This window comes from Marisediminitalea lipolytica (assembly GCF_001758465.1).
Taxonomy (GTDB): Bacteria; Pseudomonadota; Gammaproteobacteria; order Enterobacterales; family Alteromonadaceae; genus Alteromonas; species Alteromonas lipolytica.
Map to the genome: position 1 here is coordinate 499,007 of NZ_MJIC01000010.1, position 17,741 is coordinate 516,747.

The 17,741-nt window shown below is 47.4% G+C and carries 14 protein-coding genes and 1 other RNA gene; 7 read left to right on the plus strand and 8 right to left on the minus strand.

The genetic code is table 11. The features are described 5' to 3' along the window. Window positions 1-84: 84 nt before the first annotated feature. Both BFC17_RS07725 and BFC17_RS07730 read right to left on the minus strand, forming a co-directional pair. The gene (locus BFC17_RS07725) at window positions 85-1,326 is read right to left on the minus strand and encodes a methyl-accepting chemotaxis protein (RefSeq protein WP_070175872.1); all 1,242 of its coding nucleotides are present in this window, start codon (window positions 1,324-1,326) and stop codon (window positions 85-87) included. Window positions 1,327-1,509: 183 nt separating this feature from the next. Continuing rightward, on the minus strand, window positions 1,510-1,740 hold the full coding sequence (locus BFC17_RS07730) for a DUF2789 domain-containing protein (protein ID WP_070175873.1): 231 nt from the start codon (window positions 1,738-1,740) through the stop codon (window positions 1,510-1,512). 199 nt (window positions 1,741-1,939) lie between these two features. On the opposite strand from BFC17_RS07730, the gene BFC17_RS07735 reads away from it, so the two are divergent. After that, window positions 1,940-2,620 (plus strand): DsbA family protein, encoded by a 681-nt coding sequence (locus BFC17_RS07735; RefSeq protein ID WP_070175874.1) that lies wholly within the window; start codon window positions 1,940-1,942, stop codon window positions 2,618-2,620. A gap of 241 nt (window positions 2,621-2,861) precedes the next feature. On the opposite strand, the gene ssrA is transcribed toward BFC17_RS07735, so the two are convergent. Then, window positions 2,862-3,220: a transfer-messenger RNA gene (gene ssrA / locus BFC17_RS07740) on the minus strand. 229 nt (window positions 3,221-3,449) lie between these two features. Here ssrA and BFC17_RS07745 point away from each other — a divergent pair. Beyond that, window positions 3,450-4,415 (plus strand): XdhC family protein, encoded by a 966-nt coding sequence (locus BFC17_RS07745; protein WP_070176272.1) that lies wholly within the window; start codon window positions 3,450-3,452, stop codon window positions 4,413-4,415. A gap of 56 nt (window positions 4,416-4,471) precedes the next feature. On the opposite strand, the gene BFC17_RS07750 is transcribed toward BFC17_RS07745, so the two are convergent. After that, entirely contained in the window at window positions 4,472-6,625 is a 2,154-nt protein-coding gene (locus BFC17_RS07750; protein ID WP_070175875.1) for a TonB-dependent receptor family protein, read from the minus strand. Between the two features lie 200 nt (window positions 6,626-6,825). Here BFC17_RS07750 and BFC17_RS07755 point away from each other — a divergent pair, with 200 nt between their 5' ends. Next, a complete protein-coding gene (locus BFC17_RS07755) occupies window positions 6,826-7,674 on the plus strand; it encodes an alpha/beta hydrolase family protein (RefSeq protein WP_070175876.1) in 849 nt (282 codons plus the stop codon). 40 nt (window positions 7,675-7,714) lie between these two features. Here BFC17_RS07755 and smpB read toward each other — a convergent pair whose 3' ends face one another. Beyond that, entirely contained in the window at window positions 7,715-8,194 is a 480-nt protein-coding gene (gene smpB, locus BFC17_RS07760) for an SsrA-binding protein SmpB (protein ID WP_070175877.1), read from the minus strand. Window positions 8,195-8,347: 153 nt separating this feature from the next. Here smpB and BFC17_RS07765 point away from each other — a divergent pair, with 153 nt between their 5' ends. After that, window positions 8,348-8,779, plus strand: a complete 432-nt coding sequence (locus BFC17_RS07765) for a type II toxin-antitoxin system RatA family toxin (RefSeq protein ID WP_070175878.1) — start codon at window positions 8,348-8,350, stop codon at window positions 8,777-8,779. Next, a complete protein-coding gene (locus BFC17_RS07770) occupies window positions 8,776-9,135 on the plus strand; it encodes an RnfH family protein (protein ID WP_070175879.1) in 360 nt (119 codons plus the stop codon). The genes BFC17_RS07765 and BFC17_RS07770 overlap by 4 nt, the downstream gene beginning before the upstream one ends. A 62-nt stretch (window positions 9,136-9,197) precedes the next feature. On the opposite strand, the gene BFC17_RS07775 is transcribed toward BFC17_RS07770, so the two are convergent. Further along, entirely contained in the window at window positions 9,198-9,677 is a 480-nt protein-coding gene (locus tag BFC17_RS07775; protein WP_070175880.1) for a MarR family winged helix-turn-helix transcriptional regulator, read from the minus strand. A gap of 23 nt (window positions 9,678-9,700) precedes the next feature. Then, window positions 9,701-11,683, minus strand: a complete 1,983-nt coding sequence (locus tag BFC17_RS07780; RefSeq protein WP_229680895.1) for a BCCT family transporter — start codon at window positions 11,681-11,683, stop codon at window positions 9,701-9,703. A 278-nt stretch (window positions 11,684-11,961) separates the two neighbouring features. Between BFC17_RS07780 and BFC17_RS07785 the strand changes: the two genes are divergently transcribed. Together BFC17_RS07785 and BFC17_RS07790 are read left to right on the plus strand one after the other, a co-directional pair. Continuing rightward, window positions 11,962-14,670, plus strand: a complete 2,709-nt coding sequence (locus BFC17_RS07785) for a TonB-dependent receptor (protein WP_070175882.1) — start codon at window positions 11,962-11,964, stop codon at window positions 14,668-14,670. Between the two features lie 83 nt (window positions 14,671-14,753). Next, a complete protein-coding gene (locus tag BFC17_RS07790; protein WP_070175883.1) occupies window positions 14,754-16,727 on the plus strand; it encodes a tetratricopeptide repeat-containing sulfotransferase family protein in 1,974 nt (657 codons plus the stop codon). A 14-nt stretch (window positions 16,728-16,741) separates the two neighbouring features. Here the strand turns inward: BFC17_RS07790 and ppsR are convergent, their stop codons facing one another. Then, entirely contained in the window at window positions 16,742-17,554 is an 813-nt protein-coding gene (gene ppsR / locus BFC17_RS07795; RefSeq protein ID WP_070175884.1) for a posphoenolpyruvate synthetase regulatory kinase/phosphorylase PpsR, read from the minus strand. Between the last annotated feature and the right edge of the window lie 187 nt (window positions 17,555-17,741).

A 17,741-nucleotide genomic window follows, 5' to 3' on the forward strand; every position in this document is an offset into this window, starting at 1 on the left:
TGTGTGAATTATTTTTACGCTGCGTGTAAATAATTCTGACACCTTGTGCTGTATAAAAAGTTGTGGGAATTACGCTGTAAAAGGTTATTTATTGACAATAAACTGACTTAGTCCTTGTTGTGTTGAGCCTGCCAGAGACTGTGCATGTTCTGCCTGTTGCACACCTGTGGCCATAGAAAGCTGGATAGCTTCGCTTAACTGGGTAATTTGCCCGGCGATGTTGGTGGCTTGTGCCTGCTGAGATTCAAGGTTATTAACCGAGTGCATGATTAACTGAAAAGCTTCCATGTTTTGTTTAAAATCATCCATCATTTGCTCAAAAGTAGACGATGTATCGCCGATGCTTTGTTGCATCTGACCCGACACATCAATAAGACGGGATGATTCTTGTTGCGTTTCGCCAACCAGACTTTCCATTTCATTAAGAAACCGACTGATTTGTTGGGTGGCATCGGCAACCTTGGCCGATAAGCTACGTACCTCATCGGCGACCACCGCAAAGCCGCGACCGGCCTCGCCAGCGCGGGCCGCTTCTATAGCTGCATTCAGCGCCAGAAGATTGGTTTGATCGGCAAAGCCTTCCACCATTTTTAAGATATTACGCACATTGTCGGCATTGTTTTGTAACCCCTGAACGGTAGCCGAAAACTGGCTGAGCAACTGCGTTATCCGTTCAATCTGTTGCTGTGAAGTTAGCAGGGTTTTATTGGCGTTTTCTGCATTGGTACGATTTTGATCGTTGGTGGTGGCCACTTGCTCAGAGGCAGAGACAATGTCGTGAATGCTATGGCTGACCTGCTGAGAAGACTGACTGATATTGTCACTCAGCTGTTTTTGCGAAGCGGCCTGTTCATCGACATTTTTAACCAGTACGCACACTGCCTGATTAGCTTCACTGGACTGCTCTGCATCACGGTAAACACGCTCTATCAGCTCACTCAGGTTGTGCGCAAACTTATTATAGGCCGCCGATAACTCACTGAATTCGTCACAGGTAAACGCGGGCAGGCGGGTGGAGAGATCGCCCTGGGTATGATTGATATTATTGAGGGTGCCCAGCAGCGCTTTAACCGGTTTTACAATTAGGTGATGCATGTAGAAAATGGTAAAAGCAAAACTCAGGGTACTTAATACAAATAACAACAGTAACATTGGCTGGTAGCTTTGATGCTGTTCCGGCGGACTGGAAATGAGCGCATAAAAAAGATAGAAATTAGCCAACTGGAACAAGAACAGAAAGCTGATGTTCCCAATTATTTTTCGGGTAAGTGTGTAAAAGAAGGTTTTTTCGATTACGTCGTAGGTGCGCCAAAACCAGTTTGTCATAGTTACAACCCGTGTTTTTCAAAGCTTTTATAATAGTTGGTAGCTATAACTTTAGTATAGGTAACCGCGTACGCCTATGGTGAATGCATATAAAAGTAAAAACAGGGGAATGATGGTGTTGCGAGAAAACCTGGCAGGTACTGCCACGCAGTACTGAGTAGCAGTGCCGAATCATTTTAAATATTAGTGTAAACGGGTGTTCAGCTCATCAATAACTTCTGCCCATTCAGCATCTTCCGCCAGCGCCTGGCGTAAAAAGCTGGCCTGAGCTTTGCTCCAGAACGGTGCTTCGGCCAAAGGCTGTGATGACTTGAGTCCACGGTGTTCACTGATAAACTGTTCAATGGCCTGCTCATCGGCAGATAAACCTAGTTGCACAAAAAGCTCACTTAAACCGGGTTGTTGGGTAAACATAATGTCCTCCTGGAATTAGTTATGTTGCATTATTAGTTACGAAGAACAGCGCTAACCAGACCATATAAATGATAAAACTTGCGACTGATGGTAGTGATATTGCGTTGGTTGAAAGTACCTAAATACCAATCAGCACTCTGATATTACGGCAGTTAGTGGTAATGTACGTGCAGCATTAGATTTAACGTTTGAGGTAAAAATGAATTCGCGGTTATTGTTGATTGTAGTAGCAGTAGTACTGATTGCAGTTGGGGCAGGGTGGATGTTGTCGCAACAAGATGCAGAAGCACCAGTAAACAAAGCGCCAGCCAGCACAACATCATCACCAGCTAAAGCGACCACTCAGAGCACCAGTGTTAAGGATATGCGTTTGGGCAACCCGATGGCGCAGGTTCAGGTTATAGAGTATGCCTCATTCACTTGCCCCCATTGCGCCTCTTTTCATAACAACGCTTTTGAACAACTTAAAGAAAACTATATCGATACCGGTAAAATTAGTTTTGTGTTTCGTGAAGTGTATTTTGACCAGTTTGGTTTAGTGGCGTCCATGCTGGGCCGCTGTTCGGGTAAAACCGAAGATTACTTTAACTACATCGATACACTGTTTTCCACCCAGCAGCAGTGGATGGCCAGCCGTGATGGCAATACCATACTTAACGAGCTGGTTACTATGGGCAAAGCCACAGGATTGACTGATCAACAGGTAGAAGCGTGTTTGGGCGATAAAGAAAAATCCGGCCAGCTGATTGGCTGGTATCAACAAAATGCCAAATCTGATGGCATTCGTTCAACCCCAAGCTTTATGGTAAACGGCAAGCTTTTGTCGAATATGAGTTTTGAAGAGTTTGCAAAAGTGCTGGATAAAGAACTGGGGCTTTAATTTATTAGGCACTATGAAATTGATGTTTTAACCTTGAAAAGCTTGCCTTGGTGCAAGCTTTTTTTATTGGGGGTAGGGGCCTGCCGTTTGGCTGGCGGGATTTTCGCAGGTCCCGAGACTTGCGTCCTGCGAACCATGCTCGAAAACGTTCCGGACGTTTTGGTGAACCCGGGAGCGTTTTCAGCACCCAATCAGACGCCACAAATAAAAAAAGCCTGCCTTGCGGCAAGCTTTATTTATTTGGTGGAGCTGGCGGGATTTGAACCCGCGTCCAGAAAATGTCTACCTTTGGTACTACATGCTTAGTTTGTCTTTTATTTAACTACTTTAGACCCCGACAAACAGGGTTCCTGGTAGCTGTCCTGATACTGTTTCGCGGTTCAACCTCAGGAGAGTTTCCCTCGCTAGTTTGCTTTAATGACCTTCCAAAATCCTGGCTAGCAGACAGAGCTTAGGTGGAAGGGCCTATGCCGGTTATTAAGCGGCTAGTGCGTAGTTTTCGTCGTTTGCGACTATTTAAATGCGGCTTTTTTAAGAGGCCAACCGCTCCTCTGCATGCACCTCCAGCTTCCTAGATCCTGTCGAATCCTAATCAGCCCCGGAGATTGGTACTATTAAACGAGAGAGTTTAGCTCTCTGCTTACTGTCTAATATTGGGCGGATACTAACTTATTCAAGTGTCTTATACAAATATAAACACATTAAGTTGGATTGGTTGCTGTTTTGCTGAACAACTCAACGCGGGTTTTAGTCTGTCCGGGTGATCCACCTTGGCGTTTTACAATTATTTGCATACAGTATCTATAGTTATGATAAAGAAGTGGGCAGTATGCAACCATTGGATGTCACGGTGTTAAGCCGTGTAAATGAATGGCTGGCAGCCGCAGAACCTTTTTGGTTTTGTACGGTGCTGGCAACCTGGGGATCGTCACCCCGTGAACCCGGCAGTTTATTTGCAGCCAGAAGCAGCGACGACTGGGTCGGTTCCTTATCCGGTGGTTGTGTAGAAGATGACTTTTTGTCCCGCCTGGGGGGAAATGAGTTTACTCAGGCAGCACAAGTGGTGCGTTATGGTGAGGAAGGCCCCAACCAGTCTATCAGCCTGCCATGTGGCGGTATTCTGGATGTACTGGTGGAAAAAATCACGCCGGGAGAAACTCAGTCTGCCCATTTTGCGGCTTACTTAAATTGCTTGCTCGGAAAAGACGTTAAAGTACGTGAAGTGAATACCCAAACGGGTCAAAGCTTGCTTAGTGAGGTAACCGAGCATACGCCGGCTATTAGCTGGCAGCCAGCTGAGCACAAGGTAGCGCTACGGGTTGGTCCGGCGCGTAGGTTAATAATTGCCGGTTATTCGCCCGTGGCCGAATACTGCGCGCGTTATGCACAATCCCTGGGGTTTGAAGTGATTATCTGTGAGCACCGTGCTGCGGAGCAGGCGTTGTGTAATATTGAGGGCTGTCGCTATGTGCCGGATTTTGCTGCCGACTACATTTTAAAACCTCACCACGTTCACAGTCATACTGCTATTGTGGCCTTAACTCACGATCCGCGGGTTGACGATCTCACTATGATGGAAGCGGTTAACACCGAAGCATTTTATATTGGTGTGATGGGCTCCAAACGTACATCCGCCAAACGGGCGGAGCGGTTGCAAAATATTGCTAAATTGTCCGGCGAGCAACTGGCGCATATTCATATGCCTATCGGGCTGGATATTGGCAGTAAAACCCCGGCCGAAATCGGTCTGGCGGTGATGGCGGATATCGTCAGAGCTTACCGACAGCCACAATAGCGTAAGCATTAAAAAGGGCGGTAATAACCGCCCTGTAAAATTGACCTTTTCAGCTATTAAAACTGATAGCGATAGCCAACCTGGAAGGTGCGTGGTTTGCCTACCTGAATACCGCCATGCTGACGCGTAGCGATATATTCTTTATCCGTCAGGTTATCAATTACCAGATAAACGGTTTGTTTGTTATCCAACTGATAATTAGCCGAAACGTCCATTAAAGTGCGTGAAGGAATACCGTTGGCCGTGGTAACGGCTTCAGTGCCCGCCTGAGTGCGCATTTCAGAGGTATGTTTTACGGCAAATAACACCTGCCAGTTATCCTGCCTTACACCGGTTTCAAATTGCAGAGTGTGATCGGGCAGGTATGGCAGTTCGTCACCCGCCTGTACGCTTCCCCAGGAGTCCAGCTCAGACTCGAAGCTTTGCTTAAATTCAGCGGTGGAATAGGTGTAATTAAAGTTAACCGGCACGGTAAATCCAGCCAGCGGTAAATCGGCCTGATAGCTCCATTCTACCCCTTTAATTTCTACTTCACCGGCGTTGTACTGGGTACCAATGAGGTCGCTGTTACAGCCCTGGCTAGCCGTACAATTGCCATGTAGGTTATCCAGGTTAGTGTAAAAACCAATCAGCTCCATGCGGTTTAACTGGTCGGAATAACGAACCCCGGCTTCGTAGTTCCAGCCTTCTTCTTCCTGGGCGTTATTGTTACCGGGAGAGGGTGGAGCAAAGGTTTTCTGAACACCAGTCAGCAGTAATAGTTGTTCACTTATCTGGTAGGTTGCGCCCAGTCCTGGTAACAACGCCGACACACTATTGCGGCGCTTAGCCGCATCACCGGTGCGTAGTGGGTCAGTTTTACCCCAGTCGTCACGGGCAAGGTGAACGTCTTCATAACGCAGACCGCCGGACAATGTCAGGTCGCCGTATTCCCAGGTGTCGTGAACATAAGCGCTGATAGCATTAGCGCTGTCTATACGGTTAGAGTCTGTGCCCGGTACGCCGGCGTCCAGCGTCGTCAGCTGGTAATCACGATTAAACTGATAGTTGTCGACCCACTGGAATCGATCCATCTCATCGTTGTGTATCCGTGCTCCCACTTTAATTTGGTGGCCTGCGGTAAACAGCTCATATTCACCCTGAATACCTTGCGACAGGTAGTCACGATTGTTGGCTTTAACTCTGAAATCAAGGGTATCTGAAGCAGCTGTACCGGCATCAAAGGCTGAGGCGGCTTCTTCTGCACCGTTGCCAAGGCTCAGGCCATTGACCCGATCAGTTTTATACCAGTTACGATGAAAATCGTTGTAGTAAGCCGTCATTGTAAGGCTGCTGTTATCACTGATGGCGTACACATAATTAAGGTTGATCAGTTTGTGTTCGGTAGCCATTTCATCCAGCGCAGAGGCGCTGTAGCGGGCAAACGGAGTGGAATTAAAGTCATCCAGCGTAACACCCAGGTAGGTTTCATCTGAGGTTTCTTCGGAATATTTCAGTTTGGCTTCAAGGTAATGTTTACCGGCAGTGTCCAGTTTAAAGCCTACCTTGGTGACCACATCGGTTTTACTAAAGCCGGTTTCATTACCGGTTGGCAGGTCTTTAAAACCATCCGCCCCATAGTGATATACCTCACCCAGCGCGCCAATACGGCCTTCACTGCCGCTGGCTAATACATGGGCCTTGCGGTAGCCATCTGAGCCTAGCGAAACATCTAAACGGGTAGCAAAACTGTTATCGCTGATGGGGGTGGTTAGCAGGTTTATTACGCCCCCTGAAGTGCGCGGTCCGTAAAGTACGCTGGAACCGCCTTTAAGTACTTCGATAGTGCTCATTCTGCCAATAGTTGGAAAGTAATAGGCGGCTGGACTGGCATAAGGGGCAGGGGCTGCCAGTACGCCATCTTCCATAATGGTAATTTTTTCTGAGCGGTCTGCCGAGTTACCGCGCATACCAATATTGGGTCGCAGTCCATAGCCATCTTCTTCGGTAATGTATACACCGGGTACCCGGGTAAGTACGCGCATTATGTCGCTTACCGCAAAGTCGTCCAGATAGGCCTGATCTATCACCATACCGCTGCCAGGCGTGGTTTCTACCGCCTGGCTATTGCCAAAAATAGTCACATGTTCAATGTCGTTGGGTGTGGCTGCCTGTGCCAGTAAGGGTAATGAGGCTAATAATCCAAGTGCAATCGGAGATTTTGTGAACATAACTACGGCTACCTGCTCTTAAGTATTAAAAATCGCCAAAATTAAACCATTGCTGTAAATAGGAATCAATTCTATTTGCGTTATGGTTACAATTCTTTTTAGTTATAAGATGGAAACAAATGAATACGTGACACAATTACTTTTATGTCCCGCAATTCGTGGTAACGTACAAATTAATCTGGTTACCGAGCGCTATTTATATGAAAAATTGGCTGTTTTGCTGCATTCTGAGTGTTTTTCCCATGCTGGCAATAAGTGCAGAATCTGTGCTGAATCTGAGTAACGGGGAGCATGAAATCCCCGCTATCATCAACCTGCCTGAATCAGAAAAAAACGTCCCTGCGGTGTTGCTGCTGCATGGTACTGCCTCGCACAAAAACGAGGTGGGCAATCTTTATGCGCGTTTGGCGGCCGGGCTGGCTAACAAAGGTATAGCGAGTATTCGTATTGATTTTGCCGGAACTGGTGACAGCAAGGTTAGTTACCTTAAATACACGTTACAAAGTGCAGTCAGAGACGCACGGGTGGCGCTCAAATATTTGCAAGAGCATTCTGCCATTGAAGGGCAACAGCTGGGTATTGTTGGGTTTAGTCAGGGCGGTTTAATTGCCCAACTGCTGATAGCGGAGCAACCGGTGTTTAGCTCGTTTGTGGCCTGGTCGTCGGTAGCCAGTGACGGCGTGAGTGCTTTTCGGCCGCTGTTTGATAGCCTGTATGCTGAGGCCAAAACACAGGGCTATGCCACCCAGCGCTATGCGTGGCGAGCGCCGCTGGATATTTCTATTGACTGGTTTGAACAGGTAAGGGCAAATCGTTCGCTTACCAATATGGCATCTTATAAAGGGGCTTTACTGGCTATCGCTGGGAGTACTGATGAGGTGGTGCCAGCAGAAAATGCGATGCGACTTATCGAGGCAACTCAAGCCTACCCGGCGCAGGCTGTGGTCATAAAAAACGCCAGTCATATCTTTAACGTGCTGGACGAAAACGCCGGTGAGGATGAACAGCTGCTGGAACTCACCACTCAGTGGTTTGCCAATACCTTGTGAATTAAAACAAAACAGGGTGCCTGAGCACCCTGATTTTATTCTACACTTTCTGTTTCATTACCCGCGCTTTCTGGCGTTCCCAGTCGCGATCTTTAATACTGTCACGCTTATCGTGCGCCTGTTTACCTTTAGCCAGGTAGATTTCCAGTTTTACCCAGCACTTTTTCCAGTACATGGCGGTAGCCACAATTGAGTAACCCTGGCGGTCACGGGCGCCAATCAAACGGTCTATTTCGCGTTTGTTAAGCAACAATTTACGGGCGCGTTCCGGCTCACAAATAACATGGGTAGAGGCCTGATTTAGCGGCGTAATGCGAGCGCCAACCAAATACGCTTCACCATTTTGAATGATCACGTAGTTATCGGTGATATTAACTTTGCCCTGACGAATACTTTTAATTTCCCAGCCTTGCAGTGCAATGCCGGCTTCCATTTTGTCTTCGAGATGGTAGTCGTGACGCGCCTTTTTGTTAAGCGCGATAGTACCGGTACCAGAGGAGTTTGCTTTATTCTTTTTCATGGCCGCTATTATACTGATTGCGCGAAAGTTGTCTTGTATTTCCTGTGTCGCTGAACAAAAATTTCGTGGTACTCATCCGCTGAGACAACGGCTTATTTTAAAAACGGATTTTGTGGTAAACTCTGCACCAAGTTGCAGGAGTATCAAATTCGTATGCCGAAAATACAGCGTAGTGCGTTGGTTGCTTTCAGCGCGCAATCCATGTTCGATTTAGTTAATGATGTTGAGTCTTACTCTGAGTTTCTGCCGGGCTGCACTGATAGTAAAATCGTCAGTCAGCATGGTAACGCCATGCAGGCTGCACTGCTGGTATCAAAAGCCGGCATCAAGCAATGGTTTACAACCGAGAACGTGCTTGAGCCCGCCCAGAGTATAAAAATGACCCTGGTAGACGGGCCCTTTAAGCAATTAAGCGGCGGCTGGACTTTTTCGGCGCTGTCAGAATCTGCGTGTAAAATTGAGCTGAGTTTGCAGTTTGAGTTTAAAAGCAAAATGATTGAACTGGCCTTTGGTAAAGTTTTTAACAGCTTGGCGGCCAGTATGGTCAGTGCGTTTACCCAACGCGCTAAAGTGGTGTATGCCTGATGGATGAACCAATTAATATTGAAGTGGCTTATGCAACGCCAGCCAAACAGTCGTTAATCGAATTAACCGTACCTAAAGGCTCAACGGTAGAGCAGGGGATCCTGGCTTCCGGGATTACCGATATTCATACCGAAATCGATTTAGCCACCGCCAAGGTGGGGGTGTGGAACCGGGTTTGTAAACCCTCGGTAGAATTAAAGGACGGCGACCGTATCGAAATCTACCGCCCGCTAATTGCCGATCCTAAAGAAGTGCGTAAGCGCCGGGCTGAAAAAGCCATTCAGGAAGGACGTGCCGACAAGGTAACCGGAGGCCGACCCAACCCGTTAAAGGCCGATAAAGCGAAAGCAGAATAAAAAAAGGCCGGGGCTGTAATAAACAGTCCCGGCCTTTTTGATATCGCTGAGTTTGCTATTATTTAATCGTTACGCTCGGTTAACATGCCCACCGCCAGAACCGGTGAGGCATCAATAGATTCTGCATCCATCATTGCCGCAATGCGCTGCATGGTGGCTATCATCTGACTTTGTTCCCATTCGGCCAGCTGGCCAAAACGTTCTACAAAGTGGTCCTGTAACGGCCGCGGCGCAGTGGCTACGGCCTTTTCACCTGCTTCAGTCAGATAAACACCTACCTTACGTTTATCTTCGGTGCTACGGATACGGTGAGCTAAGTCCCGCGACTCAAGACGATCAAGAATATTGGTAATGGTTGCCGGGCTCAAATTAATGCTGTCAGCAATTTCTTTTACCATGATCCCGGGTTTGGCGGCGATATTTTGTAATACCAGTAACTGTGGGCCGGTAATACCAACATCTTTACTCAGTTGTTTACTGCGTAAATCCACCGCACGTATTACGCGTCTAAGCGCAACCAGTAATTCCTCATCTTTACGCATTAAATCTATAACTCCTGAATGCATTAATTAAGCAGATGTAAAAAGTGTTGATGCTTCTGGAACTGATCCAGCACATCATTGATAACGCCATCCTTAGACCAACCCATTAAATCGTAGTCCTGGCCACCTTCTGCCAGGTGAACTTCGGCGCGATAGTACGTTTGTTCGGTATCCGAGTCCAGCCCCTCATCGTGGGATTGCGGCGAATCAGGCTGCTGAGTGGGCGTTAAATAAACAGCGTAAATAAAATCGTTGGTACCATTTACTACAACAGAAAGCTCTACATGGTTTTCGCTACTGGTTAGTGATGCATCATACTGACGGTGTTTAAATTCTTCGCACACTTCATGTATCGCCGGGTAAACCACACGCAGCATAAACCCAGACACTTTTTTCTCGTTCGGGAAGGTCAGTATTTCATTCAGGCGTTCTTTCCAGGGTTTATCATGGTCAACCACTGCAGTCTGAGTGGCAGTAACCATAAGGCTGTCCCGTTTGTGCTTTTCTACCCTGAGTGATTTAAGCAAACCAAACATTGCTATTAGCAGAATTATAGAAAATGGCAGAGCGGCTACTATGGTCATGGTTTGTAAGGCATTAAGACCACCTGCATAAAGCAGTATAGCCGCTACCAGGCCAACCCCTACAGCCCAGTAAACGCGCTGCCATAGCGGCGTATCGTTGCGGCCATGAGAACACAGCATATCCACCACCATCGCACCTGAGTCACAGGAGGTCACAAAAAATACCATCACCATTAACAAGGCAATGATGCTGATAAAACTATGGAAAGGAAAATGGTCAAGAAACACAAATAGCGCTACTGAGGTGTCGTCTCTAACCATGTCGGCCAGCGACTGGAAACCGTCATTAAGGACCAGATCGATAGCGGCGTTGCCAAAAATGGTCATCCACAGCAGCGTAAACGCAGTGGGGATAAGCAATACGCCTAGCACAAACTCTCTGAGTGTACGGCCAAAAGAGATCCGCGCGATAAATAGACCAACAAAAGGTGCCCAGGCCAGCCACCAACCCCAGTAGAAAATGGTCCAGCCACCAATCCAATCGGTTTTTTCATAAGCAAATAAATTAAAAGTATTGCGGACCATATCAGAAAGGTAAGCCCCGGTATTTTGCAGGTAAGCCTGTAATAAGAATACCGTTGGGCCCAGTACCAAAATAAACACCAGCAGTACAACGGCTAAAATCATGTTGGTTTCAGATAAGCGACGGATCCCTTTATCCAGCCCGGTCATCACCGAAATAATCGCCAGCGCCACCACAAACATCATTAGTGCCATTTGCGTAAAGGTAGTATTGGGCCAGCCAAATACATAACTTAAACCTGCATTAATCTGGCTCGCGCCAAATCCTAATGAAGTGGAAATACCAAAAATAGTGGCGGTAACGGCGAGAATATCCACTACATGACCCTGCCAGCCATATATTTTATCGCCAATCAGCGGATACAGCGTTGAACGCAGGGTCAGCGGCAACTGGTGTCTGAAAGCGTAGTAACCTAGTACCAGCGCGACAACAGCGTAAATTGCCCAGGCATGTAAGCCCCAATGAAAGAAGGTCATTTTCATGGCTTCACGCACGGCGTCGATAGTATTTGGTTCGGCAGTGGGTGGCGCCATAAAATGCATGAGCGGCTCCGCTACACCAAAAAACATGAGGCCAATGCCCATACCAGCGGCAAAAAGCATGGAAAGCCAGGTCAAAACCGTAAATTCGGGCTTAGCATGATCAGGCCCCAGGCGGATATCGCCGTACTCTGAAAAACCGATATAAACCACAAAAATCAAAATGGTGGCAACCGTGAATACGTAAAACCAACTGCCGTTATCAACAACATAAGACTGCATGGTCGAAAACAGGCTTTCGGCAGTTTCCGGCGCAATCACTGCAAAAAGCAGCAGTAAAAGTATGGCGCCTGATGCTGAGTAAAATACGGGAGTGTTAAGTTTGGCTGGTGCCGGATTGTTGGTGGTTGTCTGACTCAAGTTACATCCTGTCATTTACAAATTAATATAGCTATTTACGTACAATATACCTTAATTTGATCTGTCAAAAAATCTTTTGGCTAATAATTAGTACGAAATTAAATGGTTGATCCGACCTCTGTTGATTATCGTGAGTTTTTTGCTTAAAAATGACTTTTATTTACTCAATAATAGTTAGTGCAGAAATATATTTTTGTTTCTGGTAGGCTATATGGCGATAAAAATGAATCAATAAAAAATAATTCAGCTCACTTAAAATAAACAAGGATCCTTGTTCTATGAGAAAAACACACCTCAGTTGTGCAGTACTGGCTGCACTGGCGTCAGGCGGCGCTTTTGCTCAAACAGCCGAATCAAAGGCGCAGTTCGAAACCATCGAAGTTACCGCCACCAAGCGTACTGAATCTATTCAGGATGTGCCGGTTGCCGTGTCAGCATTAAGTGGCGATGCCCTGGAAAACATGGGTATCGACAACTTCCAGGACTACGTAGAATTCTTACCTAATGTGGTATTCCAGGGCACTGGCCCTGGCCAGAACGAAATATACATCCGTGGTGCGGCCACTACGCAGTCAAGCATCACGCTGTCATCAGTTCAGGCTCTTCAGCCTTCAGTGGCCTTCTACCAGGACGAAATGCCGGTTTCTATGGCCGGTCGTAACCTGGATATCTTTGCCACCGACGTCGAGCGTGTGGAAGTACTGCCGGGGCCACAGGGTACCCTGTTTGGTGCCAGCTCACAGGCCGGTACCGTACGTTTAATCACCAAAAAGCCAGACCACGCAGGTTTTGCGGCTGGTTTTGATACCGCCATCGCCACCACCAAAGGCGGTGAGATGAGCAACACGGTTGAGGCGTACATCAATATTACCCCAACTGACGACCTGGCTTTACGCGTTGTTGCTTACAACGATAAGCAGGGCGGCTGGATTGATAACATCGAAAACAATCCGGGTAACGGTGGTTACATCGGCAGTGCCGTGGTAGTCGACCGAATTTCTGGCGGCGCATTGGCAGGTTACGGTGCGGATCCGGCTGAGATGGATTCTCGTCGTATTGTTAATAACGGCATTACACCAAGCACGGCTGCTGTGGTATCACCACGCAACAGTCAGCATGTTGAAGATGACTTTAACGACGCGGTGTATGCCGGTGCGCGTTTTGGTTTGTCTTATCACATTAATTCAGACTGGGATTTACTGGTTCAGCACACTCAGCAATCGCTGGATACCGAAGGTGTATTTGCTTACGACCCAACAGTCGCTGAAGACCAGGCGATTCGTTTCCAGGCGGATGAAAACTCAGATGAGTTTGGTTTAACCACCTGGACCGTAGACGGTCGTTTAGACAAACTCGACGTGGTGTACACCGGTGGTTATTTAGACCGCGAAATCGACACCGTAACGGATTACACCGGCTACACCAACGGTGGTCTGTTCTCAGCGTACTACCTGTGTAACCACTACGACACCCCGGATAACCCTGCTGATATTCGCTGTCTGGACCCGGTTAAATACTATAAAGAAGATACCACCAGCACTCGCATGACGCACGAATTCCGTATCGACACTAAGTTCGACGCGCCATTCCGCATCACAGCTGGTTTGTTCTACGACGAACAGGAAGTGGCTACAGTCGGTCAGTTTAAGATTGCTAACACCGAAATGACCACCTTTGGTTTTGATAACCTGCAGCGCACTTTGGTGGGCAATGAAGGTATCAACAGTGACGGCGGTCCGTTCCCGTCTGAAATCAGCTTTGCTAACGATATTACTCACACAATTGAGCAGATTGCGGTATTCGGTCAGATGGAGTATGATATTACTGATACCCTGACGGCGAGCTTAGGCGCACGTTGGTATCAGATTGATGATATCTACACCGGTTCAACCACTACCGTTGACGTAACCCGCCGTGTTAAAGCGTTTGGTTCAATGGATCCGGATGAACTGGCAGCCGTTGGCCTGGACCCGGATGCAGTAGCCGCAGCCGTAGCCAGCGGCCAGCTTGAAGTTGGCGATTTAGGCTCTGACGGCGTATTAACCGTAGACGACACTATCTTTAAGTTCGGTCTGGATTGGAAGATGAGTGAAGACGTGCTGTTCTTTGCTAACTATTCAGAAGGTTTCCGTCCGCCGGTCACCAACCGTGTAGGTGGTGGTCTGTCGAACAACCAGTCTGGCGCGTTTGAAGGCTTCCGTATTCCTGTGTACTCCACCACGGATACTCTGGATAACTATGAAGTGGGTATGAAAGGTGATTTCTTAGACGGTATCGTGCGTATCAACGCCACAGCTTACTACTCTGAAATCGGCGAACTGCAAACTTCACGTTTTGACCCCACAAACATCAGCTTCCTGGTATTCACCGACAACGTAGGTGATGCTGAGATTAAAGGTTTGGATGCTGATATCACCTGGCTGGCAACCGATGACTTAGTCGTTAACGCAGCCTTCAGCATGATTGATACCGAGCTGACTCGTGTTAACCCTGAGCTTGAAGGCATTGCCGCTGGTGTAGGTAGCGAACTGCCTTACACTGCAAGCTTCTCTGGTAACATCAATGCGCGTTACTACTTTGAGCTGGATGGCGGCCAACAAGGTTTTGTTAATGCCTCAGTTGCCTACACTGGTGACCGTTTAGCCGGCATGGTAATGGACGCCTATGTAATGGAAGATGCCACCCGTCACATCTACGGCATGGGCTCTGGCCTGAAAATCGAAGACGAAGCGGCCGTATACGAAGGGGCTACCTTCACCGACGCTGACGGCAACGCCTTCCGTGGTGGCCGTTACGTGCAGGAAAGCTACTTTATCAGCAACGTGTCTGTGGGTATGTCTGACGACAGTTGGAAAGTAGAGCTGTTCATCGACAACCTGTTCGACGAATCCGCTATCCTGAACGTGGATACTCAGCAGTTTACGCCTAAGGTTGTTACCAACCGTCCGCGTACCATGGGTGTACGTTTCTCTTTCGATTATTATTAATACCTGATATTAATACATAATAAGAGCTGTAAGGCAGGCGAAAGCCTGCCTTTTTCGTGGTCAGAACAAGAACGTAATTTCCTATGTCACAAGATTTTTCCATCCAGTTTCAGTCAATTAAGCGTGCGTTACAAAGTAAGAACCTGTCTCAGGCGGCGCAACTGATAGCCTCTTTAAAGACCAGCGAGTTGGCTGTAGTGCAACAAGTTGAGCTGTTTTATTTGTCGGCGGTAACGCAGCGGATGGCAGGGCAATTCAACACCGCCATTGGCGAACTGGAACAGTTATTAAATCTTCGGCCAGAACATGGCCGGGCATATCAGGAACTGGCTTATAATTATCAGGCGCTAAATCAGCCGGATAAAGCTGCCAGCGCGTTTTTTAAGGCTACCCATTATAATCCGGCGTTAATGACAAGCTGGAAACAGCTGCTGAATATTTATCGGCAGCATCAGGACACTAACGCTGAACAACTGGCGTTACAACATATTGCTTATCTCGAACAGTTGCCTGCGCCCATTCTTGGGGCCTACGACCTGATGTACGAAAAACAGCTGGCCAGCGCTGAACAGGTATGCCGGCAGTTTTTACAACAGCACAAACATCATCCTGAAGGAATGTTGTTGCTGGCTGAGCTGGGCATTCAACTGAAGGTTTACCACGACGCGGAATTCCTGTTGGAAAGCTGTGTTGAGTTGTATCCGGATAACCTGCGTGCGGTGATTGCTTACCTTGGGCTACTGGCAAAATTAGGCAAGCATCAGCGAGTTGTAACTATCAGCGATCAGCAGTTACAAACCTACCCGGATAACCTGCAAATTCTGATGGCGAAAGCCAACGCGTTATTGGGTATCAACCGAACCGCCGACGCTATCGCTATTTTTACTGCGTTAATCGAAGAAGACCAGGATCGTCCTGGTGTGTGGCTGGCTCTTGGTCATGCTTATAAAACCACAGGCGAAAGTGCTAAAGCCGTAGAGGCCTATTTGCAGGCAGCGCACTACCATAAGCAGTTTGGTGACGCATACTGGAGTCTGGCCAATATGAAGTCATATCGTTTTGACGAGGATGCGCTGGCTAATATGGCCGCCATTGAAGCGGATCCTTCGGTGGGCGTTGATGACCGCATTCATCTGTGTTTTGCGCTGGGCAAAGGCTATGAGGATGCTAAACAGTTTGAGGCTGCGTTTAAGTATTACGAAAAGGGAAATAAGCTTAAGCTGATCTCCGTGGGGTATGACATAACCCGCACTGAAGACGCCATAGCTGCGCAAATTGATGCTTGCACGCCAGCGGTGTTTGCCAACGTAAAAGGCGGTTTTCCATCGCCTGAGCCTATTTTTATTGTGGGCATGCCACGGGCTGGCTCTACTTTGCTGGAACAAATTCTGGCATCGCACAGCGACATTGACGGCACCATGGAACTGCATAATATCTTGAGTCTGGCATCGTCGGTGGGCGCACAGAGTACCAGTGGAGGCAAGCCTTATCCTTATTGTCTGGCTGATTTGTCGGCCGATCAATGCTATCAGCTGGGTAAGCAGTTTATCCAACAAACCCGTTACTACCGCGGTTCAGCACCGTTCTTTATCGATAAAATGCCCAATAACTTTATGCATGTGGGCTTTATTAAACGCATTTTACCCAACGCAAAAATCATTGATGCACGACGGGATCCGCTGGATTGCTGTTTCAGCAACTTTAAACAGTTATTTGGCGAGGGACAGGATTTTTCTTACGGTCTCGATGAAGTTGGCCTCTATTATCAGGCTTACGAAAAGCTGATGGCTCACTGGGATGAGGTGTTACCCGGGGCGGTACTGCGCGTGCAGCACGAAGACGTGCTGGACGATCTGGAGGGGCAGGTTAAGCGGATGCTGGATTACCTGGGTATCCCCTTTGAGCAGGCGTGTCTGGATTTTTATCAAACCGAAAGACTGATTAAAACCCCCAGTGCCGAACAGGTTCGCCAGCCTATTAACCGCAAAGGGCAGGGACGTTGGCAACCTTTTGAAGCGTCGCTTGACCCATTGTTAGCGCGATTTAACCGCCAGTAAATCAGGCTGCGGCGTTAATATTTGCGCCGCTGCAATCCGGTTTCGGCAAGGATCTTTGCCGATATTTCTTCAATGGAGTACTTAGTACTGTTAAGAAAGGGGATTTTTTCTTTGCGGTACAGGTTTTCCACTTCCCGTAATTCCATCCGACACTGCTGGATTGATGCATAACGGCTATTAGCCCTGCGTTCTGAACGGATTTGGCTGAGTCGGTTTGCTTCAATCGTTAAGCCAAACAGTTTATGTTTAAACTGGCGCAAGGCAATGGGCAGTTTCAGCATGTCGCCCATGTCTTCTTCGGTAAACGGATAATTTGCCGCTTTAATACCGTACTGCAGGGCCAGATAAAGGCTGGTAGGGGTTTTACCGGAGCGGGATACGCCAACCAGTATAATGTCGGCTTCTTTATAGTCTTTCAGATTTGACCCATCGTCATTAGCAAGAGCGTAGTTAACAGCCTCAATCCGAATATCATAGGTTTTTTCGTGAATACTGTGGGTGCGATGTTTTTCTGGTTTTGATGGAACACCGATGATTTTTTCCAATGGCGCGACAAATTGGTCAAGAAAATTGTAGTTAATTCCCACAGATCTTGCGATGACTCGCCGAATATCCGGGTTTACTACTGTGTAAAAAACAAGCGGGCGTTCCCCGGTATCTTGAAAACTTTCAGAAATTTTTTCTATTACGGCATACGCTTGTTCTTCAGTTTCAACAAAAGGAATTGTCTTATGATTAAATTCTGTAGGGAAAAGTGACAATAAAGCGTGGCCAAACACCTCTGCTGTAATAGCAGTACCGTCCGAAATGTAAAATGCAGTGCGCACAACAACTCCTTAACTTTGTCGTAAATTTATTACGAAATGAAATAAAATTTTACTTTCTTATAAGCGGCATTTTAGAATTTCCTTATGGAAAAGCCAGCCTCAATTAATTTTGGTGATGGTTTAACCTCTACCCTATCAGTTCACATTTTGTGAGCGTAAAGAGAAAGTGACAAGCTGGAGACTGTAA

Coding starts and splice junctions, on each gene's coding strand:
- BFC17_RS07765 (WP_070175878.1), top strand. CDS start 8,348: ATGCCGAAAATACAGCGTAGTGCGTTGGTTGCTTTCAGCGCGCAATCC.
- BFC17_RS07785 (WP_070175882.1), top strand. CDS start 11,962: ATGAGAAAAACACACCTCAGTTGTGCAGTACTGGCTGCACTGGCGTCA.
- BFC17_RS07745 (WP_070176272.1), top strand. CDS start 3,450: ATGCAACCATTGGATGTCACGGTGTTAAGCCGTGTAAATGAATGGCTG.
- BFC17_RS07755 (WP_070175876.1), top strand. CDS start 6,826: ATGAAAAATTGGCTGTTTTGCTGCATTCTGAGTGTTTTTCCCATGCTG.
- smpB (WP_070175877.1), bottom strand. CDS start 8,194: ATGAAAAAGAATAAAGCAAACTCCTCTGGTACCGGTACTATCGCGCTT.
- BFC17_RS07750 (WP_070175875.1), bottom strand. CDS start 6,625: ATGTTCACAAAATCTCCGATTGCACTTGGATTATTAGCCTCATTACCC.
- BFC17_RS07735 (WP_070175874.1), top strand. CDS start 1,940: ATGAATTCGCGGTTATTGTTGATTGTAGTAGCAGTAGTACTGATTGCA.
- BFC17_RS07790 (WP_070175883.1), top strand. CDS start 14,754: ATGTCACAAGATTTTTCCATCCAGTTTCAGTCAATTAAGCGTGCGTTA.
- BFC17_RS07775 (WP_070175880.1), bottom strand. CDS start 9,677: ATGCGTAAAGATGAGGAATTACTGGTTGCGCTTAGACGCGTAATACGT.
- BFC17_RS07730 (WP_070175873.1), bottom strand. CDS start 1,740: ATGTTTACCCAACAACCCGGTTTAAGTGAGCTTTTTGTGCAACTAGGT.
- BFC17_RS07725 (WP_070175872.1), bottom strand. CDS start 1,326: ATGACAAACTGGTTTTGGCGCACCTACGACGTAATCGAAAAAACCTTC.